The sequence below is a fragment of the Atlantibacter subterraneus genome, from assembly GCF_007570865.1.
GTDB classification, from domain to species: Bacteria; Pseudomonadota; Gammaproteobacteria; order Enterobacterales; family Enterobacteriaceae; genus Atlantibacter; species Atlantibacter subterraneus.
The window spans coordinates 194,225-217,946 of the sequence record NZ_VLPS01000010.1; the positions used below are offsets into that span (position 1 = coordinate 194,225).

24 protein-coding genes and 1 pseudogene are annotated in these 23,722 nt (G+C 55.3%); 11 read left to right on the forward strand and 14 right to left on the reverse strand.

The window, feature by feature from the left end; translation table 11 throughout:
• Positions 1 to 28: 28 nt before the first annotated feature.
• The 4 genes from FND52_RS20075 to FND52_RS20090 all read left to right on the forward strand — a co-directional run bounded on the left by FND52_RS20075 (position 29) and on the right by FND52_RS20090 (position 4,426).
• Positions 29 to 985: an ABC transporter substrate-binding protein gene (locus tag FND52_RS20075; protein WP_125293827.1), complete on the forward strand. Its 957-nt coding sequence runs from the start codon at positions 29 to 31 to the stop codon at positions 983 to 985.
• 76 nt (positions 986 to 1,061) lie between these two features.
• Positions 1,062 to 2,081, forward strand: a complete 1,020-nt coding sequence (locus tag FND52_RS20080; protein WP_144132902.1) for an aldo/keto reductase — start codon at positions 1,062 to 1,064, stop codon at positions 2,079 to 2,081.
• A gap of 36 nt (positions 2,082 to 2,117) precedes the next feature.
• Positions 2,118 to 3,605: a xylulokinase gene (gene xylB, locus FND52_RS20085; RefSeq protein WP_144132904.1), complete on the forward strand. Its 1,488-nt coding sequence runs from the start codon at positions 2,118 to 2,120 to the stop codon at positions 3,603 to 3,605.
• Positions 3,606 to 3,628: 23 nt separating this feature from the next.
• A complete protein-coding gene (locus FND52_RS20090) occupies positions 3,629 to 4,426 on the forward strand; it encodes a DeoR/GlpR family DNA-binding transcription regulator (protein ID WP_125293824.1) in 798 nt (265 codons plus the stop codon).
• Positions 4,427 to 4,502: 76 nt separating this feature from the next.
• Here the strand turns inward: FND52_RS20090 and fdhF are convergent, their stop codons facing one another.
• The 8 genes from fdhF to nikA form a co-directional block, all read right to left on the reverse strand.
• Entirely contained in the window at positions 4,503 to 6,650 is a 2,148-nt protein-coding gene (fdhF, locus tag FND52_RS20095) for a formate dehydrogenase subunit alpha (RefSeq protein ID WP_144132906.1), read from the reverse strand.
• A 321-nt stretch (positions 6,651 to 6,971) separates the two neighbouring features.
• Positions 6,972 to 7,271, reverse strand: a complete 300-nt coding sequence (locus tag FND52_RS20100) for a helix-turn-helix domain-containing protein (protein ID WP_125293822.1) — start codon at positions 7,269 to 7,271, stop codon at positions 6,972 to 6,974.
• Entirely contained in the window at positions 7,258 to 7,623 is a 366-nt protein-coding gene (locus tag FND52_RS20105; protein WP_144132908.1) for a type II toxin-antitoxin system RelE/ParE family toxin, read from the reverse strand. The genes FND52_RS20100 and FND52_RS20105 overlap by 14 nt, the downstream gene beginning before the upstream one ends.
• Positions 7,624 to 7,743: 120 nt before the next feature.
• On the reverse strand, positions 7,744 to 8,604 hold the full coding sequence (gene nikE / locus FND52_RS20110; protein WP_144132910.1) for a nickel import ATP-binding protein NikE: 861 nt from the start codon (positions 8,602 to 8,604) through the stop codon (positions 7,744 to 7,746).
• Entirely contained in the window at positions 8,604 to 9,365 is a 762-nt protein-coding gene (gene nikD / locus FND52_RS20115) for a nickel import ATP-binding protein NikD (protein WP_144132912.1), read from the reverse strand. The genes nikE and nikD overlap by 1 nt, the downstream gene beginning before the upstream one ends.
• Positions 9,362 to 10,195, reverse strand: coding sequence for a nickel ABC transporter permease subunit NikC (nikC, locus tag FND52_RS20120; protein ID WP_144132914.1), 834 nt, complete (start codon positions 10,193 to 10,195; stop codon positions 9,362 to 9,364). The genes nikD and nikC overlap by 4 nt, the downstream gene beginning before the upstream one ends.
• Positions 10,192 to 11,136: a nickel ABC transporter permease subunit NikB gene (nikB, locus tag FND52_RS20125; protein ID WP_144132916.1), complete on the reverse strand. Its 945-nt coding sequence runs from the start codon at positions 11,134 to 11,136 to the stop codon at positions 10,192 to 10,194. Before nikB ends, nikC begins: the two co-directional genes overlap by 4 nt.
• Positions 11,136 to 12,656 carry a nickel ABC transporter substrate-binding protein gene (nikA, locus tag FND52_RS20130; RefSeq protein ID WP_144132918.1) on the reverse strand — a complete coding sequence of 507 codons (1,521 nt, stop codon included), beginning with the start codon at positions 12,654 to 12,656 and terminating at the stop codon, positions 11,136 to 11,138. Before nikA ends, nikB begins: the two co-directional genes overlap by 1 nt.
• Positions 12,657 to 13,062: 406 nt before the next feature.
• Here nikA and FND52_RS20135 point away from each other — a divergent pair, with 406 nt between their 5' ends.
• Genes FND52_RS20135 through FND52_RS20145 form a run of 3 tightly spaced genes read left to right on the forward strand, consistent with a single transcriptional unit; the run spans position 13,063 to position 14,820 of the window.
• Positions 13,063 to 14,205, forward strand: coding sequence for a transglutaminase-like domain-containing protein (locus tag FND52_RS20135; protein ID WP_144132920.1), 1,143 nt, complete (start codon positions 13,063 to 13,065; stop codon positions 14,203 to 14,205).
• The gene (locus FND52_RS20140) at positions 14,183 to 14,539 is read left to right on the forward strand and encodes a mercuric transporter MerT family protein (RefSeq protein ID WP_125293815.1); all 357 of its coding nucleotides are present in this window, start codon (positions 14,183 to 14,185) and stop codon (positions 14,537 to 14,539) included. The genes FND52_RS20135 and FND52_RS20140 overlap by 23 nt, the downstream gene beginning before the upstream one ends.
• Entirely contained in the window at positions 14,536 to 14,820 is a 285-nt protein-coding gene (locus FND52_RS20145; RefSeq protein WP_125293814.1) for a heavy-metal-associated domain-containing protein, read from the forward strand. The genes FND52_RS20140 and FND52_RS20145 overlap by 4 nt, the downstream gene beginning before the upstream one ends.
• A gap of 14 nt (positions 14,821 to 14,834) precedes the next feature.
• On the opposite strand, the gene FND52_RS20150 is transcribed toward FND52_RS20145, so the two are convergent.
• From FND52_RS20150 to FND52_RS20175, 6 genes are read right to left on the reverse strand one after another with little or no spacing between them, the layout of a single operon-like run.
• On the reverse strand, positions 14,835 to 15,455 hold the full coding sequence (locus FND52_RS20150; RefSeq protein WP_125293813.1) for a helix-turn-helix transcriptional regulator: 621 nt from the start codon (positions 15,453 to 15,455) through the stop codon (positions 14,835 to 14,837).
• Positions 15,456 to 15,500: 45 nt separating this feature from the next.
• Positions 15,501 to 16,022 carry a fimbrial protein gene (locus FND52_RS20155; RefSeq protein ID WP_144132922.1) on the reverse strand — a complete coding sequence of 174 codons (522 nt, stop codon included), beginning with the start codon at positions 16,020 to 16,022 and terminating at the stop codon, positions 15,501 to 15,503.
• A 12-nt stretch (positions 16,023 to 16,034) separates the two neighbouring features.
• Complete coding sequence (locus FND52_RS20160) at positions 16,035 to 16,973, reverse strand: fimbrial protein (RefSeq protein ID WP_144132924.1); 939 nt, start codon at positions 16,971 to 16,973, stop codon at positions 16,035 to 16,037.
• A gap of 26 nt (positions 16,974 to 16,999) precedes the next feature.
• The gene (locus tag FND52_RS20165) at positions 17,000 to 19,489 is read right to left on the reverse strand and encodes a fimbria/pilus outer membrane usher protein (RefSeq protein WP_144132926.1); all 2,490 of its coding nucleotides are present in this window, start codon (positions 19,487 to 19,489) and stop codon (positions 17,000 to 17,002) included.
• Positions 19,490 to 19,518: 29 nt separating this feature from the next.
• Positions 19,519 to 20,196: a fimbrial biogenesis chaperone gene (locus FND52_RS20170; RefSeq protein ID WP_144132928.1), complete on the reverse strand. Its 678-nt coding sequence runs from the start codon at positions 20,194 to 20,196 to the stop codon at positions 19,519 to 19,521.
• Between the two features lie 55 nt (positions 20,197 to 20,251).
• A complete protein-coding gene (locus FND52_RS20175) occupies positions 20,252 to 20,779 on the reverse strand; it encodes a fimbrial protein (protein WP_144132930.1) in 528 nt (175 codons plus the stop codon).
• Between the two features lie 343 nt (positions 20,780 to 21,122).
• On the opposite strand from FND52_RS20175, the gene FND52_RS20180 reads away from it, so the two are divergent.
• From FND52_RS20180 to FND52_RS20195, 4 genes and pseudogenes are all read left to right on the forward strand, one after another.
• A complete protein-coding gene (locus FND52_RS20180; RefSeq protein ID WP_144132932.1) occupies positions 21,123 to 21,785 on the forward strand; it encodes a winged helix-turn-helix transcriptional regulator in 663 nt (220 codons plus the stop codon).
• A gap of 109 nt (positions 21,786 to 21,894) precedes the next feature.
• Positions 21,895 to 22,500, forward strand: coding sequence for a winged helix-turn-helix transcriptional regulator (locus FND52_RS20185; protein ID WP_244290596.1), 606 nt, complete (start codon positions 21,895 to 21,897; stop codon positions 22,498 to 22,500).
• A 164-nt stretch (positions 22,501 to 22,664) separates the two neighbouring features.
• Complete coding sequence (gene hypB, locus FND52_RS20190; RefSeq protein ID WP_144132936.1) at positions 22,665 to 23,531, forward strand: hydrogenase nickel incorporation protein HypB; 867 nt, start codon at positions 22,665 to 22,667, stop codon at positions 23,529 to 23,531.
• A 27-nt stretch (positions 23,532 to 23,558) separates the two neighbouring features.
• Positions 23,559 to 23,702, forward strand: a pseudogene (locus FND52_RS20195) (hydrogenase formation protein HypD); the annotation flags it as partial.
• Positions 23,703 to 23,722: the final 20 nt, after the last annotated feature.

Consider the following 23,722-nt stretch of genomic DNA (forward strand, 5'->3'; position numbering starts at 1 on the left):
TACACATAAGATAATAAGGAACACGTTCATGAAGAAATTAGCAACATTTGCAATGCTGGGTTTGGCAGCGGCAATTTCGATGAGCACATCGGCTGCGTTCGCTAAATCAAATGAAATTGCGGTTATCGTTAAAACGGCTAACTCTAACTTTTGGCAAAACGTGAATAAAGGTGCCACGGACGCGGGAAGCGAATTTAAAGATAAATATAAAGTGACCTTCCAGGGCCCGGAAGCCGAAACCCAGGTCGCCGAGCAGGTGAATATGGTGGATAACGCCATCAACCGCGGCGTATCCGGTATTGTCCTTGCGCCGTCCGATCCGGATGCGTTAATCCCGGCGGTGAAAAAAGCCTGGGAAAACGGTATTCCGGTGGTACTGATTGACTCCTCATTAGGCGAGAAAGGTGCGAAATATTATCAGTCCTTCCTCTCTACCGATAACCGTAAAGCCGGCGCGCTGGCCGCACAGAAATTGATTGAAGCCAACGGCCAGGAAGGCAAAGTCAGCGTGATGTCCTTTACGCCGGGCGCAGGCAGCGCCATTGAGCGCGTCGGCGGTTTTACCGACGTGATTAAAGCCGACTCAAAATTAAACATGATTGGCCCATTCTATTCCCAGGCGGATATGGCGACGGCGCTGAACCAGACCATCGACGCGCTCTCCTCCAATAAAGACATTACCGCGCTGTTTGGTGCGAACGAGCCGACCGCGGTCGGTATGGCGCGCGCCATTAAGCAACTGGGCTATAGCGGCAAAGTCGTGGCCGTAGGTTTTGACGGTAACGCCGCGCTGCAGCATTTCGTCCGTGACGGAACCCTGAACGGCATTATCGTTCAGTCCTCTTATCAGATGGGTAAAAAAGGCGTTGAGACCATCGACCAGATTCTGAACCAGAAGAAAGTCGACAAAGTCATCGATACCGGTGTGGTGTACATCGATAAAAACAATATCGACTCCCCGGAAGCCCAGGCTGTTCTGTATTAATACATGCCTCTCATCGGGTTGCTTCGGCAGCCCGATGAGAGGGAATAACGATAACTTCTTCATAGAGCCGTGAGAAATGAGCAACTTATCAAACTTAGTCGCACCCGCGCAGGATGCCATTCCGTATAAAACCTTAGCGAATGGCTATAAGATCCCCGGTATTGGCATGGGCACCTTTGGCTCTGACCGCTTTACCGCAGAACAGGTGGCAGAGGGTGTCTATCACGCCGCCGAAGCCGGTTTCCGCTTCTTTGACTGTGCATCGGTCTACGGCAATGAAAGTATGATTGGTGAGGTATTTGCCAGAATCATGCAAAGCGGCGTGAGCCGTTCTGAGCTGTTTATCGACTCGAAAGTCTGGAACGACCAGCATGACGACGTGATCGCCTCGTGCAAAAAGTCGCTGGCGGATCTCAAGCTCGACTATCTCGACCTGTATTTAGTGCACTGGCCGTTCTCTAACTATCACGCGCCAGGCTGCACCGTGGATTCCCGTAGCCCCGACGCCACTCCGTATTCCCACGAGCGCTTTATGAAGACCTGGGCGCAGATGGAGCAACTGGTGGAAATGGGCCTGGTCAGAAGTATCGGCACCTCCAACATGACCATTCCCAAAATGGAACTGCTGCTGCGCGACTGCAAAATCCGTCCTGTAGTCAATGAGATGGAATGCCATCCGCATTTCCAACAGCAGGAATTGTACGACTACCTGATTGCCAATGAGATCCAGCCCGTTGGCTTCTGCCCGATTGGCTCTCCGACGCGCCCGGATCGCGATCGCACCGAAGATGATACCTGCGATATCGAAGATCCGGTGATTGTTAACATTGCTGAGCGTCTCGGCGTACATCCGGCCATTGTCTGCATCAAATGGGCGGTACAGCGCGGCCATATTCCGATCCCATTCTCGGTATTTAAGGAGCAAATCTACGGCAATATCACCTGTATTACCGAAGATCCGCTAACCGATGAAGAGATGGCGGCGATTGCCGGTATCGATCGCAATAACCGTCTGATTAAAGGTCAGGTGTTCTTATGGGAACACGCTAAAGGTTGGGAAGACCTGTGGGATCTTGACGGCGTTATCGTCAAATAACCAGCGCGAAACTGACTCTTCACCGGGGAATTAACTATGTATCTGGGCATCGATTGTGGCACGCAGGGCACCAAGGTTTTACTGTGGGATGCTGAAACAGAACGGGTTGTGGCATCCAGCTATCATACCTGTGAGCTCATCAGCGATCGCCCAGGGCAAAAAGAACAGCATCCCGCCGCCTGGCTGGATGCAATAAAAAAAGGCGTTCAGGCCGTCATTGCCAGGGCGGGGATTGCGCCTGAGCAGATTGCGGCAATGGGCGTATCTGGCCAGCAGCACGGTTTGGTGCTGCTGGATGAACAGGATGCGCTCATCCGCCCGGCAAAGTTATGGTGCGATACCGAAACGGTGCCGGAACTGAACGCATTTTTGACGCGGTTTAACGCCGCGATGGGCGCGCCGGTGGCGCATTTCACCGGCATCCATATTCCCGTGGCGTTTACCCTCGCTAAATTACTGTGGGTGAAAGAGCATGAACCCGAGGCGTATCAGCGCATCGCTAAACTCTTTCTGCCCCATGAATACGTTAACTACTGGCTGACCGGCCATTACTGTGCCGAATACGGCGACGCATCGGGCACCGGCTGGTTCGATACCTATAATCGTCGCTGGCGCAAAGAAGTGGTGGACGCCATCGACCCGCAGCTGATGGCGAAGCTGCCGCCGCTGATTGAGGCTCATCAGCCTGCCGGGTATCTAAGCGCTGCCAGCGCCGCGCTGCTGGGGCTGCCGGAAGGCATCCCGGTTTCCAGCGGCGGCGGCGACAATATGATGTCCGCTATCGGCACCGGTAATATCGCCCCCGGCATCCTGACCATGAGCCTCGGCACCTCGGGCACGTTATTTACCCACGCCGCGCAGCAAATCGAAACCCAGCATCATCCGGATATTAACGCCTTCTGTTCCTCCTCCGGCGGCTGGCTGCCGTTGGTTAGCACCATGAACGTGACCAACGCCATCAATGCCTTTCGCGAGGTGATGGATATTCCGCTGGCGGAATTTGAAAACTATCTCAACAACAGCGAGCCGGGAGCCGGGGGGCTGTGGTGTTACCCGTGGCTGAACGGCGCACGCCTGCCGAACCGCCCGGACGCCACCGCCAGCGTAATGGGCATCACCAGCCGCAATTTTAATAAAGCCAATTTATTGCGCAGCGTGGTGGAAGGCGTGACCTTTAAGCTGTGCAAAGGCATCGAAATTTTCCAGCAGTGCGGATTGCATTTCGATCAGCTGCGGGTGATTGGCGGCGGGGCCAATAGCCAGGCCTGGTGCCAGTTAATTGCCGATATCAGCGGTATTGAAGTCATACGCCCGACGGTAAGCGACGCTGGCGCGCTAGGCGCGGCGTTACAGGCGCGGTGGTGCAATGAGAATCTCCAGCAGCCGGGCGAAATGATTGCGCTGCACGAGATATTACCCGCATCACTGCGTGATATTGGGCGCGACGCTATACTGCCTTGCCCGCAGCAGCGGGCGATCTATCAACCCATTTATGCTCGCTATCATCAAAATATGCCCACATAAAAAAACTGCGGGGACGCGAAACGATGCATCTGATGGAACGAAGGAATCAAATTCTGGCTGCGCTGACGGAAAAGGGCAGTGTGCAGGTGGCGCATCTGGCAAATAAGTTTGGTATTTCCGAGGTTACTATCCGCAACGATTTGCGGGAGCTGGAAACCCAGGGGCTGCTTATTCGCTTCCACGGCGGGGCGACTAATCAAATAAATAACTGGGCGCTGACCGGAAAGCCCAACGGTAATAGCGATAGTCATAACGAAGTAAAACTGGAAGATCGTGCGCTGCTCTCTGCCGATGCCAAAACCCGCATCGCCAATGCCGCAGCGCGCCTGGTTTCAACCGGCAATAGCGTAATCATCGACAGCGGCAGCACCACGTTAAAAATCGCCCAGCAATTAGCAGACGCCGCAGATTTAATCGTCGTCACCAATAATTTACCCGCCGCCGAAGTGCTGTCGATTAATCAGCACATCACCCTGGTGTTATGTGGGGGGACCTTCCGTCATAAAACCCGTTCTTTTCACGGTATGCATGCCGAATCGGTATTAAAAGGCATCGTGGCGGATTATCTGTTTATTGGTGCTGACGGTATTGATATTGATAAAGGCATTACCACCTTTAACGAAGGTTATGCCATCAGTAAGGTCATGGCGCGGGCAGCAAAAAAAGTGGTGGCGGTACTCGACTCAACCAAGTTTGGCCGGATTGGTTTTAATCCGGTATTACCGATTAGCGATATTGACGTGCTGATTACCGATGACGGCATCAGCCGTGAGATGGTCACGCTGCTGGAAAACAGAAATATCGACGTAATTATTGTTTAACGTGTTGGCAGTATTGCGCGATAAATAAAAAAGCCGGTCCGCAATCGCGGACCGGCTTTTTACTATCGGCCAGAAATCAGCCCATTGCGGTTTCCCGTAAATGGCGTTTCAGCTTGTTGTACTCATTGATCACGTACTGCTCTGCCGCATTCTGATCGGCAATCGGCTCAACGCGCACCGCACAGTACTTGTACTCCGGCGTTTTGGTAATCGGGCTGAGGTTTTCCGTCACCAGTTCATTACAGGCACCAATCCACCACTGGTAAGTCATATATACCGCGCCTTTGTTCGGGCGATCGCTCACCTGAGCGCGGGTAATGACTTTGCCTTTGCGCGAATTCACCCACACCAGCGCTTCATCCTGGATGCCCAGGCGAGCGGCATCGGCGGTGTTGATCTGCGCGTAGCCCGGTTCATCCGCCAGCGCAGCCAGCGCGGCGCAGTTACCGGTCATGGAACGGCACGAGTAGTGGCCGACTTCACGCACCGTCGACAGCACCATCGGGTACTCTTCATTCACGCGATCGAGCGGCGGAGCCCAGTCGCAGGTGAACAATTGCCCCAGACCGTTCGGCGTGGAGAATTTATCCTCGAACAGATAATCCGTTCCCTGATCGGCCTCGGAGACATCGCGGCACGGCCACTGGATATAACCCAGCTCGCCCATTTTCTCGTAGGTTGCACCGTAGAAGTCCGGGCACAATCCGCGCAGCTCATCCCAAATCTCTTTGGTGTTGTTGTAGTGCATCGCATAGCCCATCCGGGTGGCGATTTCACTGATGATCTGCCAGTCGGTTTTCAGGTCCCACTTCGGTTCCACTGCTTTAAAGAAGCGCTGGAATCCGCGGTCGGCGGCGGTATACACCCCTTCATGTTCCCCCCACGAGGTGGACGGCAAAATCACATCCGCTTGCGCGGCGGTTTTGGTCATGAAGATATCCTGAACGATCACCAGCTCCAGCCCTTCAAAGGCTTTACGCACCGCTGACAGCTCGGCATCGGTTTGCAGCGGATCTTCGCCCATGATGTACGCCGCGCGCACTTCGCCATGCTCAACGCGGTGCGGCAGCTCGCTGATGCGATAACCGGTATGCGCGGGCAGTTCGGACACGCCCCAGGCTTTAGCGAATTTCTCGCGGTGCTCCGGGAACTTGACGTACTGGTAACCCGGATAGGTATCCGGCAGCGCGCCCATATCGCATGCGCCCTGAACGTTGTTTTGCCCACGCACCGGGTTGACGCCCACGCTCGGCTTGCCGAGGTTACCGGTCAGCAGCGCCAGGCTGGTCAACGAACGCACCGTTTCTACGCCCTGATAGAACTGGGTCACGCCCATGCCCCACAGGATGGTGGCCCGTTCGGATTTGGCATACATCCGCGCGGCCTGGCGGATCTCACTGGCCTTCACGCCGGTGATCTCTTCCACGGACTCCGGCGTATAGCCTTCAACGATTTTGCGATACTCCTCGAAGCCTTCGGTACGCGCCGCGACAAACGCGTGGTCATACAGATCTTCTTCGATGATCACATGGCCCATGGCGTTCAACAGCGCGATATTGGAGCCGTTTTTTAACGCCAGGTGCATATCGGCAATACGCGCGGTTTCGATTTTACGCGGATCGCAGACGATCACTTTCGCCCCTTTCTGCTTCGCCCTGATCACGCGGTTTGCGACGATCGGGTGAGAATCAGCAGGGTTATAGCCAAACACAAACACTAAATCAGCATCTTCGATACCGACGATGGAGTTACTCATCGCGCCATTACCGACCGACTGGTGCAGACCTGCAACCGATGGGCCGTGTCAGACACGTGCGCAGCAATCGACGTTATTGGTTCCAATAACGGCGCGCGCGAATTTTTGCATGATGTAGTTGGTTTCGTTGCCGGTACCCCGGGACGAACCGGTGGTCATAATAGCGTCCGGACCATATTTGGCTTTGATGGTGCTGAGCTTATCGGCGACATAATTCAGCGCCTCATCCCAGGAAACGGCTTCCAGCTTCCCGCCGCGTTGGCGACGGATCATAGGCGATTTAAGGCGTGGCGTCAGGATCTGGGTGTCATTGATAAAATCCCACCCGTAATACCCCTTCAGGCATAAATCCCCCTGATTGGTCTTACCCTGCGCCGGTTCCGCCTTAACGACTTTGCCATTATCGACGACGAGGTTGATCTTGCACCCCGACGCGCAATATGGGCAAACCGTGACGACTTTTTTCATCCTGGCTCTCCAGTTAATCGTGTTCTTGCAAAACGCAAAACGTCTTTACCTTCTCAACGCCGTATTAATGCATATTCCATGCCAGCAATATGATTTTATTTAATTCATTGATATTCATATGAAATTTCAGCGAGCTGCCGGGCAACATCCAGGATTCGACAAAAGTGTCATGTCATTATTATCACTTTGACCCATATCGACAGATGGCCTGACACCGCATCCTAACCCTGACGTCAGAGGGGACACTTTGATGTAGAGCGGTATAAAGGGAGGTTAAAACCTCCCGGCGGGGGAGTGGAACGAATGGAAATATCAGGTTTGCTAAAGATGAAAACCCAACTGTTCCCCGGTGGGAAGCTTGATATTGATACTTAATTCACCGCCAAGCGCGTCGACATATCGCTTGAGCGTAGAAAGCCGCAGATCGTTTTTCGGTTTTTCAATTTTGGCGAGCGTGGGTTGTGAAATTCCCAGCGTTTGAGCCAGCTCGGTTTGCGAAATATTTAGCGCTTCGCGCAGAGCATTCAGGGCAATTTCATGACGAATAATGTCCGCTTTTTCGTGGATACGCCGTTGGCTTTCCGGGCTCTCTTTAGCCATAAGTTCTTTAAGTGTGGACATCATTTTTCTCCTCTTGCGCCAGATAACGGCGATACTCAGATTCGGCTAGTCGGATCATTTCTTTGTAAAAGCGTTTCTCATTCACGCCTGTTTTATCGCCCGCACAAAGTACAACGGCACGGCGTAGCGGATCGAAAGCAAAAAACGCGCGAATGGGGTTTCCGTCATGCTGAATACGCAACTCTTTTAAATTTGGGAAAATGGAGCCGTGAAGCGTATCGGCATACGGACGTCCCAAATGAGGGCCAAATTCCTCAAGAATATGCATAGCCGCCAGCACATCTTCACGTAAACTTTCGTGTTGTGCGAACAACCACTCGTCGAAAACATCGGTTGTGATGACTTCCCACATGTCGCTACTCCATAGCCAATAAGCTATAGCAAAGTTATAGCTTTTTGGCTATGGCTACCATGCGCAAATTTCTGACTTATTTGCTACTGTCAGCAAAATAGAGATGTTGAGGCAATGCCGTTACGCACTGACCAAATGAGGCCTCAACGCTGGCGAGGCATTATCGCTGACCAGCGTAAGCCCCGGTCCGCGCGGTTCCCGGCGTGTCGGGAACGCGGGCAGCACGGCGCGTTGTAACGCCAGGCCCGGTGCGCTGGCAAACGCCACTGGCGAAGTCACCGGCAGAGTTTCGACGATTTCACCGCCCTCCATCACCATCACCCGCTGGCAAAACCGCTCTACCAAACGTAGATCGTGAGTGATAAACAGACACGCGGTGTGGTACTGCTGCTGTAAGTTTTTCAGCAGTTGTATGATGTTCGCTTGCAGCACCAAATCCAGATTCGACACCGCTTCGTCAAGAATTAACAGCTTCGGCTCCACAACCATCGCCCGGGCGAGGCACACCCGTTGAAGCTGGCCGCCGCTCAGCTGCGGTGGCCGTTTATCCAGCAGACCGGCGTCCAGTTCGGTCGCTGCCATCACCCGGGTAATGCGTTCGTTTTGCTGTGCAGTTGAGAGTTTCAGCAAGTGGCGCAGCGGCTCGCGGATAATCTCGCGCACCGTACGGCGCGGGTTAGCGGCGCTGATGGCGTCCTGAAACACCATCTGGATCTCCCGACGAAAGGCGCGCATCTCGTCGCCTTTCAGCGTGGAAAGGGGCTTATTACGCCAACAAATATCGCCCGAGGTCGGGGTTTCCAGGCCAATCAGCAGACGCGCCAGAGTGCTTTTCCCGCAGCCGCTGCTGCCCAGCAGCGCCACGCTTTCGCCTTCGCTGACCGCCAGCGAAATACCGTTCAGCACCTGATGATGGTGCTGAACGGTCAGCCCCATTCGCCCGTAGCGGTGCGAAACGTTCGAAACCGATAACAGTGTCATTACGCTAACTCCATGCCATACAGCGCCAGATGCGCCGATACCAGATTGCGGGTCACCGGGTGCTGCGGCGCGCGAAACAGCGTTTGCACGTCGCCCCGTTCGACAATTTTGCCGTTTTCCATCACCGCCACATCGTCAGCCAGCCGCGCCACCACGCCCATATCGTGAGTGACCAGCAGCATGCCGGGCGCATGCTGCCGCATCTGATCCTCCAGCAGTTGCAGGATCCGCGCCTGCGCCAGCGCGTCGAGATCGGTAGTGGGTTCGTCGGCAATAATAAACGGCGCATCGCTCAGTACCGCCAGCGCGATCATCATGCGCTGGAGCATCCCGCCGCTCATCTCAAACGGGTACAGCCCCAGCACCCGTTCGGCTTCCTCCAGCCCAACAGATTGCAGTGTGGCGATAAGCGTGGCGTCATCCAGGGTTTTGCCCAGCGCCCGACAGGTCTCTTTAGCATGGGTTGCCATGGTAAACAGCGGATTAAAGGCGCTGCGCGGGTTCTGCATGATGGTCGCCACCTGCCTGCCGCGCAGCGATTGCGGCGTTACGGTCTGCCCGTTCAGCGCCAGCTCGCCTGCGGTTTGCCGCACCCCGGCGGGCAGGACGCCCAGCGCGGCGGCGCAGGTGAGAGATTTCCCGCTGCCGCTGCCGCCGACCAGCGCCAGCACGCGCCCGGAGCGCAGCGTCAGCGAGACGCCATGCACCAGCGGGCGTTCCGCTGCCAGCGTGATGTTGTGCAATTCAAGTTGTGACATCAGTGGCTATGCTCCATGGCAAGATGCGGATCCAACTGGTCGCGCAGCGCGTCGCCCAGCAGGTTAAAGGTCATCACGCTGATAAACAGCGCCAGCCCTGGCCAGAACATCTGCATCGGCTGGGTCCAGATGTACTGGCGAGCGTCGTTGATCATCACGCCCCATTCCGGCGTCGGCGCGCTGACGCCCAGCCCAAGGAACGACATGCCCGCTACGTGCAGCATCATATGGCCGATATCCAGCGTCGCCAGCACCAGCAGCGAGGGCATCACCGCACCGGCGAGATGATCGAAAAACAGATGCCAGCGGTTCGCGCCGCTCATCCGCGCCGCCAGCACGAATTCCCGATGGCGCAGCGAAATCACGATGCTGCGCACCATCCGCGCGTACCAGGCCCAGTGGGACAGGGCAATGGCGAGGATCACGTTTACCAGCCCGGTGCCCAGCACGCCCACCATAAAAAACGACAGAATCGAGGTGGGGAAGGTCATAAACATATCGGTGGTGCGCATCAGCAACTGGTCGGCCCGCCCGCCCATCAGCCCGGCGCTGCCGCCCACCACCAGCCCCAGCGTTAATACCAGCAACAGACAGGCCAGCACCGATCCCAGCGACACCCGCGTCGCCGCCAGCAGACGAGAAAAAATATCGCGCCCCAGATGATCGGTGCCCAGCCAGTGGGTGCCGTCCGGCGGCAGCAGACGCTGCGGCAAATCAATAGCCAGCGGATCGAACGGCAGCCACCACTGGCTGGTCAGGGCGATGGTCATCAGCAGCGCCAGAGAGAGCAGCGCCAGGCGCACCGGCCAACGCGCCGTACGGATAAAATTCACGAGTGCGCTCCTTCATGGCGGCGAATACGCGGATCGAGCGCGGCATTCAGCAAATCAACGCTGAGATTACAGATAACAAACACGCCCACCATCATCAGGGTAAAGCACTGGATCACCGGATAATCGCGATTAAAAATCGCCGATACCGCATAGCGCCCGACGCCGGGCCAGGCGAAGATATTTTCGATAATCATGGTGCCGCCAATCAGCTCGCCGATATGCATGCCCACCGCCGTTACCATCGGCAGCGTGGCGTTGCGCAGCACGTGCCGCCGCTCGGTTTGCCGGTCGCTCAGCCCGCGCAGTTTCGCCCAGGTGACATGACGCTGGCCCGCCGCATCCAGCATGCTGGCGCGCAGCAGGCGGGCGTTGATCGCCAGCGACATAAAGGCGATAGACACCGCCGGTAAAATGATGTGCTGCCAGCCGCCGTAACCCAGCGCGGGCAGCCATTGCAGATGGACCGAAAACAGCATCACCAGTAAAAAGGCGAGCCAGAAGTTGGGCATTGACACGCCCAGAAAGGCGATCAGCCGCACGAGGTAATCCGGCAGCCGGTCGCGGTAGCGCGCCGCCCAGATGCCGAGTGGCACCGAGGTCACCAGAATCAACGCCAGCGCGAAGCCTGCCAGCTGGAGCGTGGCCGGGAAAAAGCGCAGCAAATCGTCCAGCACCGGGCGCTGGGTGGCGAACGACACGCCGAAATCGAGATGCAGGGCGTTCCACAGCCAGCGGCCATACTGCACCGGCAGCGGCTGGTCGAGCCCGAGCATCTTGTGGGTCGAGGCCACCAGCTCCGGCGTCGGTGGCAGGTTAGACAGCCGTAAATAATCCATCGCCGGGTCACCGCTGCCGAGGCGCAGCAGCAGAAAGATAATCAGCGACGCCGCCAGCAGCATCGGGACCAGCAGCGCAACGCGCCACAAAATATAACGTAGCATCAGGGCGTTACCGGCTTGATCTGTTCAAACGGAATATCCGAGGACATTGGCGCGAAGGGCAGCGCGCCCCACTGCGGCTGGGAAACGGTCATCAGGGAAACGTAGCTCAGCGGCAGATACACCGCGCTTTGATGCAGGCGAGTCAGCACGTCGCGGTACAGTGCTTTGCGCTGGGTCTCATCGGTGCCGGTAAGGATCTGGCCGATTTCCGCATCGATTTGCGCCTTATCCGGCAGGCCGAGCTGGGCCTGATAATCGGCGTGGGACGGGACGCGCATTGAACTCATAAAGGCATGCGGATCGAACGGCGCGCCCCAGGTGCTGTTGAAAATCATATCGAAGCGGCCATCGCGCTGGCGGGCGTCAATGCTGCTCTCTTCTTCGCCCACCAGTTTTACGTCAACGCCCACCTGGCGCAGGTTGGCCTGGATTACTTCCGCCATCGATTTATTTAGCGCGTCGGTGCCGATAAACGCCAGCTCCAGGCGCAGCGGCTGGCCCGATTTTTCGCGGATCTGCTGGCCGGCGGGCAGCGTCCAACCGGCGTTTTCCAGCAGCGATTTGGCCTTTTCGGGATCGTAGTGGCGCGGCGTCAGGCCAATATTAGCGTAGGGTACACTCGGGGCGAACAGCGTATCCGCCACCTGTTGGGTACCGTACAGCACGCTATCAACTAACGTCTTTTTATCCACTGCATAGTTCAGCGCTTCCCGCACCGCCTGTTCGCGGGTGGGCGATTTCGCGGAGTTGAGCGCCAGCATCACAGTTTCCACCGGGGCGGAAAGCTGGGTTTTCCACTGTGGGTTATGGCTGAAGCGCTCGAAGGTGTCCAGCGGCAGCAGCCCTTCGTCGCCGTACATCAGGTCAATTTCGCCGGTTTCAAACGCCACTGCGCGGCTGGTGGGGTCGGCAATCACTTTGATGGTGACTTTATCCAGCGCCGGTTTGTTTCCCCAGTAATGATCGTTACGCACAAACACATCGTACTGATTAAGCTTGCTTTCCTGGAGCACCCACGGCCCGGTGCCAATTGGCGAGAGAATGCCGTCTTTGGTTCCGCCCTGTTTAAACTGCGACGGCGCGATAAAGCGGAACGGGCGCGGCAGCGCCAGCTCTTGCAGGAACGGGTAATAGGCACCTTTTAACTCGATTTGCAGACGGTGTTCATCCAGCGCTTTCACGTCGACGATCTGGTTCGCCAGCTCCAGCCAGGCGTGACGCGGGCGGTTATCCAGCACCGCGCGGAAGTTGGCTTCGGCGGCCTGGGCGTTAAAGGGTTCACCATTGGAAAACGTCACGTTATCGCGCAGGGTGAAAATCCACTGCTTACCGTCGGCGGAATGTGTCCAGGAAGTGGCCAGCCACGGCGCGATGCTGCCGTCAGCCTGATATTTCACCAGGGGTTCGTACACCATACTCTGGGCGAACATTTGGTTCGGTGTATATAAGTGGGGGTTAAGCGGCCCCACGTTTACCGGCCAGGCGGTGGTAATTTCCTGCGGTGTCGCAGCGCCAGCCATCAATGAAACACATGCCAGCAATACCGTTAAACAGTGCCGTAAAGTAAACAAAGGACTACTCCTTGCGGAATAAGGGGGGGCTAAAAATGAGTATGATGATTTTATGAAAACTGCATACGCGGGCGTTGTTCTGGATCAACCTTAGGCAAACTGATAACTGGTCGGCGTTTTTAGCGGCAAATTATCAATTTTTTATATTTATTTGGCGGTTTTTTGATATCCCTGGTTTACACAGGCCATTGTTCGCGGCTTAATAACCGCGTTTTCATTCACAGTTAACAGGTCTGTTATTGATGAATAGTTATCGACCCGCCTTTCTCCGCCAGTCCCTGTCTGCTGTGATGATCCTCTGCGGTTTTGGCCCGCGCTGCCGCCGCCTCACATCCATCAAAAAAGACAGATAACTATGCAACGTCGACAATTTCTCAAAAATAGTGTGCTGCTTTCCGCTGCCGGTTTAGTTGGCCCTTCGATTGTCAGCCAGTCGGTCCAGGCGGCCGAACCTGCCGCCGCGCCGGTCGCGCGCCGCCGTTTTGTGCTTTCGCAAACCTATAAACTCAACCCGCCGCAGGGCTCCAGCGGCGTGGTCAAGCTGTGGATCCCGCTGCCGGTGGATACCGCGTTTCAGCAGATGACTAACCTGACCTTCAGCGGCAACTATCAGCAGGCGTACATCACCACCAATAATACTTACGGCGCGAAAACGCTGTTCGCCAGCTGGCCGAAATCTGAAGGCGATTTGCAGATGCAGGTGGATATTGAAATCGAAACCGCCGACTGGGAACCGCTGAAGCATGACGCGCTGAAAACCTGGCAGGCACCGGAGCAAATCATTTATCCGCTGGACGTGAAGCCTTATCTGCTGCCAACCACCCATACGCCGATTGACGGCCAGGTAAGGGAAACCGCGCAGAAAATTACCAACGGCGAGCAGGATCCGCTGAAAAAAGCGCGCCTGATTTACGAGTGGGTTAGCCGGAACATGGAGCGCGACAACGACGTCATCGGCTGCGGTACTGGCGATGTGGCGGCGATCCTGAAAAGTGGCAAACTCAGCGGCAAATGCACCGATATGAGCTCAGTGTTTGTGGCCCTGGCGCGCGCCAGCGGCATTCCGGCGCGTGAGCTGTTCGGCATCCGCCTGGGCAAAGCCACTAAGCTGGAGCGCTACTCGAAAAGCGCCTTCGGCAAAGCCGACGAGCAGGGCGTGGCAGACGTCAGCGGCGGCCAGCACTGCCGTGCGGAATTTTATCTGGCGGGTTACGGCTGGCTGCCGTGCGATCCGGCGGACGTCACCAAAATGCGCCTGGCGGAGAAAAAATCCCATCAGGACGCCGATGTTCAGGCGGTGAACACTTATCTGTTCGGCAACTGGGAAATGAACTGGGTCGGCTTTAACTACGGGCGCGACTTTGAGCTTTACCCGGCGGCAGAGCAGGGCGCGATGAACAACTTTGGCTATCCGTATGCCGAAGTCGATGGCGACCCGATTAACTTCTACGATCCAAAAGTATTTTCTTATCGCTATGTCTCAACCGAACAGCGCTAAAAGCGCGGGCGTAACTCTCCTGACGGCAGCTGTGGCTGCCGTTACCGCCGGGCTGTGCTGCATCGGCCCGCTGCTGTACCTGCTGTTCGGCATCTCGGCGGCGGGGTTTGCCGGGCTGGCGAAGCTGGAGTTTCTGCGCATCCCGATGATCGTCATTTCTCTCGGGCTTCTCGCGCGCGGCTTCTGGCGGCTCTATATTTCGAAAAGATTGTGGTGTACCGGCCGGCTGACCCTGGGCCAGATGCGTTTGCTGTACTGGCTGGCGCTGCCGTTTATGCTGCTGATCCTGTTCTACCCGACGGTGGTCGGCTGGTTTTATGAGGTATTTGAATGAAAAGACTCGCGCTCGCCGCTTGCCTGATGCTGCCCCTGTGGGCGCAGGCAGAGAATGAAAAAGTGGTGCTGGATGTGGAAAACATGACCTGTTCGCTGTGCGTGATCTCGGTGAATCAGGCGCTACGGGAAACCGACGGGGTGATTAAAGCCAAATCGTCCCTGAAAACCCGCCAGACTGAAGTGATCGTCCCGGAGGGGTTTCCTACCGAGACGCTGCTGAAGGCGGTGGCGAAAACCGGTTATACCGCCACGGTGAATCACACGGAAGCGCAACAGTAACCGGGGCATCCCGGTTATTCGCCGACGTGCTTAATAATGGACTGTTTTACCCGCTGGATTTGCAGAAACATCATCAGCTGATGGTCATTTTTTAGCTGGAATTTGCGCATCAGCGAATGTTTATGAGCAAACACCGATTTGCTGTTGAGCGCCAGTTTTCCGGCAATATGCCTGACCGAGCACCCCTCGATAAATGAAGCGGCGACCCGTTTTTGTTGCGACGTCATGGTGCGGTGCTTGCAGCCGTAACAGTGCGGCTTGCGCGTTTTCTCCGCATCGGTCTGCAGCTTTTCCCACGCCTGTTTTAGGGTTCGACGAATGTTTTCCGTCCCGGCTTTGCGGCTGATGATTATCCGGTCGTTGGCACAGAGCGGCAGAGGATAGTGATCCGCCCTGTCGTTGTCGTCTACCAGTCCAATCATCAGGCTGGGTTTGCGGTAATAGAGTGCGGGATAACATAAAAAGGCCTCACCGGGACGTAATGACTGAATAATAATATCTGCTGTTTCTACCGTGGATTTATTGATTTCTCTGGAATAGCAGGGCGTATAGCCCTGATGGCAAAAAATGTCATTCAGTAAGTGCGTTAAGCCGGAATAAAACAGGGCATCATTTTCATTAATGATGATATGCATAATATATAATCCTTTAAATGCAGTAAGATGATTTGAACAGTTATGTCATTGCCAGGTAAGGGTAATGACAACAACGCTATTCACTGTGCCGGGGGTGACTTTTCCATATTTACTGAAAGCCCGGGCGAGAAAATAAAACGTTGCCTGGCGATTAATAATATCTCCCGTCAGGGTTTTATTATTTCCCAACGGGCCGCCCTGCATATTCAATAACTGTACGGCGACGTTTTTTGCCGTCCCGCTGTTTTTATAGGAATCTTCGGGTTGGTTATCATCGGCAGGGCCATTGAATTGCAGAGTGGTTTTCACTGTTCCGGCGGGGCAGTTGATGACGCTGAAATTAAACATCACAAACGGCGAACCCGAGCCTGCCGTATACATAGACGAGGCGCGTATGCCCTGTGGGCCAAACAGATCGACCACCTGTTCAACGCTGGCGCTGTCAACCTGACAGGGTGCGGCAACCACCTTGCCGTTAACATACAGCGTAACGGGATCGGCAGCCTGTATCCCACCGGTAATAAACATTAGCGCCAGGGCAAAGAGCCCATATATCCGTTTAATCATCGGCTTTGCTCTCTATTGATAGGTAATTTCCAGCGTCGCCGTGGCGCTGGCGTCGCCCGCTTTGACCACCGGCTTGGTCTGGTAATAGCGGGCAACCAGTGGGAACGTCTCCTGGCCGCCTGGCGACTGTTTTAAAACCATCCGGTTATTCAGCCGTAGCGCGCTGCCGTTATATAAAAACTGCACGCCCACGCCGTCAGCCACGTAAGGGCGGCCCTGGCCGCTTATTGCCAGCACGCTGTCATCTGAAGTAGCGTCCGGATTCTGCATGCCTTTTAATTCAATATTGATATTGGCCCCAGGGTCGCAATTCAGACCAATATTCTGGGTATCGGAACGATCGGGAATAAAGCCGGCCTGTGTGCCGAACTCCTGGGCGCTTAGCGTGCCGAGATTAAAATTGACCGACTGAGTGGTTAGGGAACAGCTCAGAACATTTATAGTGGTTTCGCTATCCAGCGAGAGATCGAGAAAGGTTTGCGAATTATCGCCGAACCAGCCATAAACAATCTGGCCTGCCGCTAATTTACCGGGCGTGATTTTGCCGGTTTTATACAGCACCACGCTATATTCATTCGGCCAGGTATAGCGTATGACCCCGGGAGCGGAAGAGGTGATCGACCACCACTGGGGAACGTTGACGACCTGAATCCCGACGCCGCTCAGATTGGTGTTATAGACCCCGGGCATTGATGACGGGGTTGCTGATAAATAGGTGATATTTGCCCGCGCTTCGCAATATTGCCGGTCAGTTGGTGAATATGCAGAAACCACGGCGTTGCCGGGCGTGCTGAACCGGCCTATTTCACTGTTGGTTGGCGCATCGCGCTGTACGTTGATGGTCCCCAGCGACACGGTCTGGATAATCGCCTGCTGGACGGTACAGTCCGCCGACGCGTTAAACGCGCCAGCGCCAGTCACCAGCAGAAACAGATAATGAATAATGCGCATTACTTTTTTACTCTCCGGTATCACTGTTAACGGCAAACTGACTGAAGCTGAATGACAGGCGCGGTTCCGGGGGCGGTGGGCAGCGTAAAATCCGCCGTGCAGTGCTGTTGATCGTCGCTTCCCCACACCACCTCCAGCGTTCCCGCCTGCGGCATGCCGGTCAGATACACCTGGCCGTCATCGCCGACAATCGCGCTCGGCCCGTTGCGGCCCTGCAGCGTCGCCATTGCGCCGAACGGCACCGTCTGCCGCCCGCTACGCACCAGCGTCAACAGAAGACGTTTCCCGACGCTGGTGATGTAATCCGCCCGCACTACCGCACCCCGGGTAGGGATGACCGTCTGGCTGGTTAACGCCAGCTCCACATCGTCCGGCAGTGAGGCGGTATTAAGCCCGATATCGTTTTTATGAAAGGGGGTCACGTTGCTGGTGATGCCGTAGCCGCGAAAGTCTGTTTTTACGCTGCGCTGGTTGTTAACGCCTGCGCCCGCTGCGCCAGGGGCTTTAATCAATACGTTAGTTTCGCCCAGCGGCTGGGAGAACGTCACGCCGTCGGCATGAGCAATGATGCCGCCCGCCAGGCCGTAGCTCAGACGCTGGCTGTTGCGGTCATAGCCGTAGCCCGCCGTGACTTGCCCGTAGGTGCCTTTGTAGTCGCCGTTGGCGCTGCCGGTATAGCCCACGCCATCGCTGCCGTAGCCCTGCTGGACGCTCCAGTTGAGCGTGTTGCCCGCCAGCGCCATGCCGTTTAGCCCCAGGCCGTGGGTGGTGCCATTATTCCGGCTGCTGTTGAGGTTATAGTTGGCCCAGCTGTTCGCCATCCATCGATCCAGCGGCACGCTGACATTAATGGCAATCTGCCGATCGGTAGCGGACGAGCTGGCTCCCGGGTTGTTTTTACTCAGCGTCCAGGTGAGCCCGTAGCTGATCCCCTGCCAGGCATTGTTGTAGCTGGCGCTCAGCGACCGCATGCTGCCAGGCGAATTCCAGTAATCCTCCTGAACTGCGCTGGCCATAAGCGAACCCAACCGCCCGCCTAATGTCTGGCTGACCGTCAACTCCATACGGTTGCGGCGACGATTATTGAGCGCCGCGCTGTCGCCCCACGAGTCCAGCACTTCCTGCATGCCGTAATAGCCGTTTGTGGAGTAGCGATACCCGGCAATGGCGAAATGGGTGCCGGTCTGCACGATATTTTTACTGTAACGAATGCGCCAGGATTGCCCCTGCGTCTGCGCTTGCCCTTTCGGTTGTGACGCGGCCTGCGTCACATCGCCAGACAGCGCGCCGATTTCGCCAAGGTTTTTACCCACGCCAACGGCATATGACTGGTATTTCGCGGATTGCTGGGTGCCGCCATACAGGGTAAATCCCCATGGCAGACCATAAATCGCGCTGGCTTGCCCGAAAGGCGTGTTTTCGACGCTGCCGTCATAAGAACGGTATTGCCCGCCGGTCAGGGCGTACTTCAGCCGCCCTTCGCGTTGCAGCACCGGCAGTGAGGCAAAGGGGACGGTGTAATTCTGCTCGCTGCCGTCGGCTTCTTTAATGGTGACGTTGAGATTGCCTGCGCCGCCGGTGGAATACATATCGGTAATTTCAAACGCGCCCGCCGCGACGTAACTCTGATAAATCACGTAGCCATTCTGGCGGATCACCACCTGGGCATTGGTTCGCGCGATGCCGCGCACTACCGGGGCATAGCCTTTCAGCGAGTCGGGAAGCATTTCGTCATCGGATGCCAGCTGGCCGCCGCGAAACGGCATGCTGTCAAACACATCGGAAGGGGCCGAGCTGTCCCCCAGAATGAGCTGCGATTTCAGCGGCGCAATGCTGCGTTGCGCATAGCTGTAGACGTTATCCCATTGATTGCCGCTCTGGTTATCGCGCCGCCAGGTGGTGTAATTACGTAGCCGCCAGGGGCCGATATTGATACCCGGTCTGAGGTTTACATACTGACTGTCGCTGCTGCCGTGCGATCGGTTATTCGCGCCATTCATACTGTAATTCAGCAGGGCTGCGGTAATGCCCTCATCCCATAATTCCGGCGCGACATAGCCGCGGGCATGCTGCGCCAGCGCGGCCTGAGGAATACTCAAATCGAGTTTCTGGTGGGAAAACACAAACTCGCTGCTGGCCTGAGGGATAACGTTTAGCGTTGCGCACTCATCGGCGTGCGCCATATCCGGGAATAGTGTGGTTTTCACACCATAGCTTTCCAGTAGCCCGGCAGACAGGCAGGGGACGAGGCGTTGCGCATCGTCGGTTTTCAAGCGCACGTCCCGGCTATCGACTTTCTGCCCATTCAGAATGATATCGACGTAATAGGTGCCGGCAAGCTGGCCGCCGGATTCAAACGCGGTTAAATCGGCACCTTTCAATGCCGGATTGTCTATTTCCAACAGTTCAGGATTAAAATAATCGCGCCCGAAAGCCTCACTGAACCAGGATGCAATGCCAATAGCCAAACCCATTATCAGGTGACGACGAATGTCATAAATTGTTGATACTTTCATCCGCGTATTACCCGATGAGCGTTTCTTGATTACCGCAGGCTGGCGCTATGCGAATCGCCAATACCGCCATAGTCATTGATGATTTTAAAATTCACTGCCGTTGAATTGACGCCCGGCGGTAAGGCAAAGCGCGCGGACGACTGGGGTGCGACAAAAGTTGCATCCTCAACGCGTTTACCGCCCACGGCGATTTCATTGAAGTTAATGTAATAAGGCGTAGGGTTATTGACCTGAATACTGTTGCCCGCCCGCGACCATTGCAGTTTTGCCGCCTGATCTTCGGGCGTACTGGTCAGAGATTCAGGACGATAAATTAATTTTATTCGCGTCTTAACGGCAATCTGGATGGTGTTATCCCGCTTTGCCACCGAGGGAATGGATTTAATATTCAGCCAGAACAGCGACTCTTTATTTTCGGCTAACTGACCGGCTCTGATAATTCGCATTTCATTCTGCTGCCCGGCATCCAGTCGATACAGCGGCGGCGTAATAATAAACGGCGCTTTGGCCGCATCGGGCATTGGCGCGTCAATCCACGATTGAATCAGGTAAGCCAGCTTGTCGGGATTATTTACGCTCAGGGGAACCTCTTTTTTATTCCCCTGATAAACCACTCGTGTACCGCCAATAATTACCCCTGCCTGTGCGCCGGAGACAGCAGCGCTCATTAGCAATATCGCCGCTAATGCGCGTGATAACATCTTCATTAGATACCTCATACCGGGGCCGGATACCGGCCCCATAACACCATTACGCAATAAATCAGTTGTAGTTAACGGTGAAGTTAGCAACGGAATGCGCCGTACCGGCCATCACGCCAGATTGCGTGGCGCGGTAAGCGGCGTAGAACTCCAGGTTATTATCCCAGTTGCTGCTCAACACGTAGCTATAGCCATTGGTCTGGTTTAAACCCAGCGGGGCTCTGTCTGCCGTCATCAGCTTAATCGCCACACCGGAGGCGCTGCCCGGCCCGGAATTAATCGCCAGCAGGGAACTGTCGGAAAGATCGTTTGCACCATCAAATTTCACCTGCGCCGCATTCACGCTGGCCGGACAGTTAATTAAGCGGATGACAAATTTCGTCGCCGCTGCTTCATCGCCCGCGTTAATAAACGACGTCTTTGCCACCCGGCCTAAATCGACGGTCATGGTATTATTAGCGCCGATATCGACAGTACAGGCCTGATCGAGGATCTCACCCATAAAATTAATCGTTCCATCTGCCGCATTAACAGTAGATATACCCAGTGTCGCTGCTGCGGCAAACGTTATAACCAGTAGATTTTTCATAATATTATGTCCTTGTAATAGATGCTTCTTATGTTAAAAACGAGCCGCCGGATTGAATCGGTTATTCGTGATATATAGTCAATGCTGACATTAAATAATTAATTCAGGCTGCATGAAGAATTGGTTAGCCTGAGAAGGCAGTTGCAGGAAATAGCCTGGCTCGCTGCAGTATATGATGGCTCGTTTTTATTCATCCAGATTTTGTATTAAAAGCATTCATCATCTCAAGTGATGTTTTGGTGTAATTTTACACTAATTCATTCATTCACTAATTAGAGGGTGGTGATTCATAATTGATCCATCGCAATTTGATATTACATGTTGAACTGGAGGCGGTATCGCAATGCCTGAGACTAAAAATACAGTGCAAACAAATATGTATGAAGCGCTGGCGCATAAACCTGTTCAGCATATCGACACGTTAATTCACTGCCTTGCTCCATATTCAAACTCTTTTAAAACAAGTGCTAAACAAATTATTAACTACGAGAGCGGCGAGTCGCGGCAATGCTATCTATTGCTGGAAGGCACGGTTGCGCTATTTCGCAGTCGCGATAGTTTTATGTTGAATTCGGAATCGGCCCCCTATGTCTTTGGATTAAGTAACCAACATGCCGACGCGAATTATCTGCATATGCGGACGCTGGAGGATTCTCTTATTGCCAGCATTCCGCTCCATGAAGCAAACCGTATTATCGCTGAACATAATCTGTGGAAAAGTCTTGCTAAGGTGCTGATTTATACCGCAGGGCGGATATATGAGCATTGCACGCGTATTTATGCGCCATCGTCTTACGATATTATCCGATCCCAGCTGTATGAGTTGATGGATGAATCTGTGGAAATAAGACTGCACACCACCGCGGCGAACTATATTCAGGCGCGCACTTTTCTTTCGCGCAGCAGCATTATGAAAATCCTCGCCGATCTCCGCAAAGGGGGGTATATCACCACCCGGCGCGGCGTACTAACAGATATTCCGCAGCGCATACCGCTGAAATACTAAATTTTTTCTGCCGCGCCAGGTAACTGAGCGTAATTATGCTTATGCTAAAACTATCTACATAATTTGTTTGCGAATAAGCGCGATGAACAGCGATGACTCTGTTTCCCTGATGAAATTACCCTCTCCCTGGGCGGGGCAGTTGCTTAATGGCTTGACCCGCGAAGAAGATTACAAAACCTGGCCGAAAGGGAGCAAATTATCGTTTCAAATTAATGGCGAGCCGGTGTGCCACTTTGTTCGGTCTGGTGTAATGACGCTGGAGCGGTTCGATGACGCGTTATTAATGGGCACCGTTACCGCGCCGCTGGCGTTGGGATGGATGTCCGCTACATCTTCACGCATGATTTTGCGGTCGAAAGGGCCCTGTGAAATCGCCACGATACCTTTTGAACAGGTGATGGCGCTGGTTGAGCAAAAACAGCTGTGGGATCTGGTGGCAAAGCATATGCTGCATATCACCAATAAGCTGTTTATCTATAACGAGATCCTGACGGCACCCACCACCTATGACCTGATCTGCTATCAACTCATCAGCCTGTTACAGGAACCTGAATCCACCCGCAGCAGTACGGCAGCCTATCAATACATCCTCGATCGCACCCGACTTTCACGCAGCAGTGTGATGAAGATGTTGGCGGAACTGAAAAAGGGCGGGTACATCCAGCTTGAGCAGGGGAAACTGGTGGCGATCCATTATCTGCCGCCCGGATTTTAAGCTCCATAGCGCCGACCGCGCTCTCGATCGGACTGGTGTGACGTCGCGCAGCTCCTGACATTTCCTTCCTGGCTTTGCGCCTTAATCTTTGAAGCCGGACAAAGCAACGCCCTGATGGCGGGTAATAAAATAGCCGCGCTATGGAAATCGCTCAGGAGTAAATTATGTGTACCACATGCGGTTGCGCCGAAGGCAACCTGTATATCGAAGGGGATGAGCGCAACCCGCACTCCGCCTTTCGCAGCGCGCCCTTTGCCCCTGCGGCCCGCCCGGCGCTGCACATCAGCGCCGTCCGTACTCAGGATTTCAGCCCGGCCGAAAGCGCGCAGGGCGACTTACACTACGGCCACGGCGAGGCCGGTACCCACGCCCCGGGCATGAGCCAGCGCCGGATGGTGGAAATCGAAACCGATGTGCTGGACAAAAATAACCGGCTGGCTGGCCGCAACCGCGCCCGCTTCGCCGCCCGCGGGCAGCTGGTATTAAATCTGGTCTCCAGCCCCGGCTCCGGGAAAACCACGTTACTGACCGAAACCCTGAAACGCCTGCACGGCACGGTGACCTGCGCCGTTATTGAAGGCGACCAGCAGACGGTGAACGACGCCGAGCGTATCCGCGCCACCGGCACGCCGGCAATCCAGGTGAATACCGGTAAAGGCTGCCATCTGGATGCGCAGATGATTGCCGATGCCATGCAGCGTCTGCCGCTGGACGATGGCGGCATCCTGTTTATCGAAAACGTCGGTAACCTGGTGTGCCCGGCCAGCTTTGACCTCGGCGAGCGCCATAAGGTGGCGGTGCTGTCGGTCACCGAAGGCGAGGACAAGCCGCTCAAGTATCCGCACATGTTCGCCGCCGCCTCGCTGATGCTGCTGAACAAGGTCGACCTGCTTGCGTACCTGAACTTTGACATGGAGGCCTGCCTGGCCGCCGCCCGCGCGGTCAATCCGGGTATTGAAATCATACTGGTTTCCGCCACCACCGGTGAGGGGATGGACGCCTGGCTTGCCTGGCTGGAGGCGCAGCGATGATGCGTTATGTTGACGAGTACCATGGAAGTGACCGGGCGCTGCAAACCTGCCCGCTGCCCGCTGTTCGGCGAGCACTGCAACCCGCAGAACGCCTTTGGCGCGCTGATGGTCTCATCCGAAGGGGCCTGCGCGGCCTGGTACCAGTACCGTTCCACGGAGTGTGAAGCATGAAAACCATCACCCTTGCCCAC

Excerpts from the sequence above, each read along its gene's own strand:
- FND52_RS20075 (WP_125293827.1), top strand. The coding sequence starts at position 29 with ATGAAGAAATTAGCAACATTTGCAATGCTGGGTTTGGCAGCGGCAATT.
- FND52_RS20080 (WP_144132902.1), top strand. The coding sequence starts at position 1,062 with ATGAGCAACTTATCAAACTTAGTCGCACCCGCGCAGGATGCCATTCCG.
- xylB (WP_144132904.1), top strand. The coding sequence starts at position 2,118 with ATGTATCTGGGCATCGATTGTGGCACGCAGGGCACCAAGGTTTTACTG.
- FND52_RS20090 (WP_125293824.1), top strand. The coding sequence starts at position 3,629 with ATGCATCTGATGGAACGAAGGAATCAAATTCTGGCTGCGCTGACGGAA.
- FND52_RS20100 (WP_125293822.1), bottom strand. The coding sequence starts at position 7,271 with ATGTCCACACTTAAAGAACTTATGGCTAAAGAGAGCCCGGAAAGCCAA.
- FND52_RS20105 (WP_144132908.1), bottom strand. The coding sequence starts at position 7,623 with ATGTGGGAAGTCATCACAACCGATGTTTTCGACGAGTGGTTGTTCGCA.
- nikE (WP_144132910.1), bottom strand. The coding sequence starts at position 8,604 with ATGACACTGTTATCGGTTTCGAACGTTTCGCACCGCTACGGGCGAATG.
- nikB (WP_144132916.1), bottom strand. The coding sequence starts at position 11,136 with ATGCTACGTTATATTTTGTGGCGCGTTGCGCTGCTGGTCCCGATGCTG.
- nikA (WP_144132918.1), bottom strand. The coding sequence starts at position 12,656 with ATGGCTGGCGCTGCGACACCGCAGGAAATTACCACCGCCTGGCCGGTA.
- FND52_RS20135 (WP_144132920.1), top strand. The coding sequence starts at position 13,063 with ATGCAACGTCGACAATTTCTCAAAAATAGTGTGCTGCTTTCCGCTGCC.
- FND52_RS20140 (WP_125293815.1), top strand. The coding sequence starts at position 14,183 with ATGTCTCAACCGAACAGCGCTAAAAGCGCGGGCGTAACTCTCCTGACG.
- FND52_RS20145 (WP_125293814.1), top strand. The coding sequence starts at position 14,536 with ATGAAAAGACTCGCGCTCGCCGCTTGCCTGATGCTGCCCCTGTGGGCG.
- FND52_RS20150 (WP_125293813.1), bottom strand. The coding sequence starts at position 15,455 with ATGCATATCATCATTAATGAAAATGATGCCCTGTTTTATTCCGGCTTA.
- FND52_RS20155 (WP_144132922.1), bottom strand. The coding sequence starts at position 16,022 with ATGATTAAACGGATATATGGGCTCTTTGCCCTGGCGCTAATGTTTATT.
- FND52_RS20160 (WP_144132924.1), bottom strand. The coding sequence starts at position 16,973 with ATGCGCATTATTCATTATCTGTTTCTGCTGGTGACTGGCGCTGGCGCG.
- FND52_RS20165 (WP_144132926.1), bottom strand. The coding sequence starts at position 19,489 with ATGAAAGTATCAACAATTTATGACATTCGTCGTCACCTGATAATGGGT.
- FND52_RS20170 (WP_144132928.1), bottom strand. The coding sequence starts at position 20,196 with ATGAAGATGTTATCACGCGCATTAGCGGCGATATTGCTAATGAGCGCT.
- FND52_RS20175 (WP_144132930.1), bottom strand. The coding sequence starts at position 20,779 with ATGAAAAATCTACTGGTTATAACGTTTGCCGCAGCAGCGACACTGGGT.
- FND52_RS20180 (WP_144132932.1), top strand. The coding sequence starts at position 21,123 with ATGCCTGAGACTAAAAATACAGTGCAAACAAATATGTATGAAGCGCTG.
- FND52_RS20185 (WP_244290596.1), top strand. The coding sequence starts at position 21,895 with ATGAAATTACCCTCTCCCTGGGCGGGGCAGTTGCTTAATGGCTTGACC.
- hypB (WP_144132936.1), top strand. The coding sequence starts at position 22,665 with ATGTGTACCACATGCGGTTGCGCCGAAGGCAACCTGTATATCGAAGGG.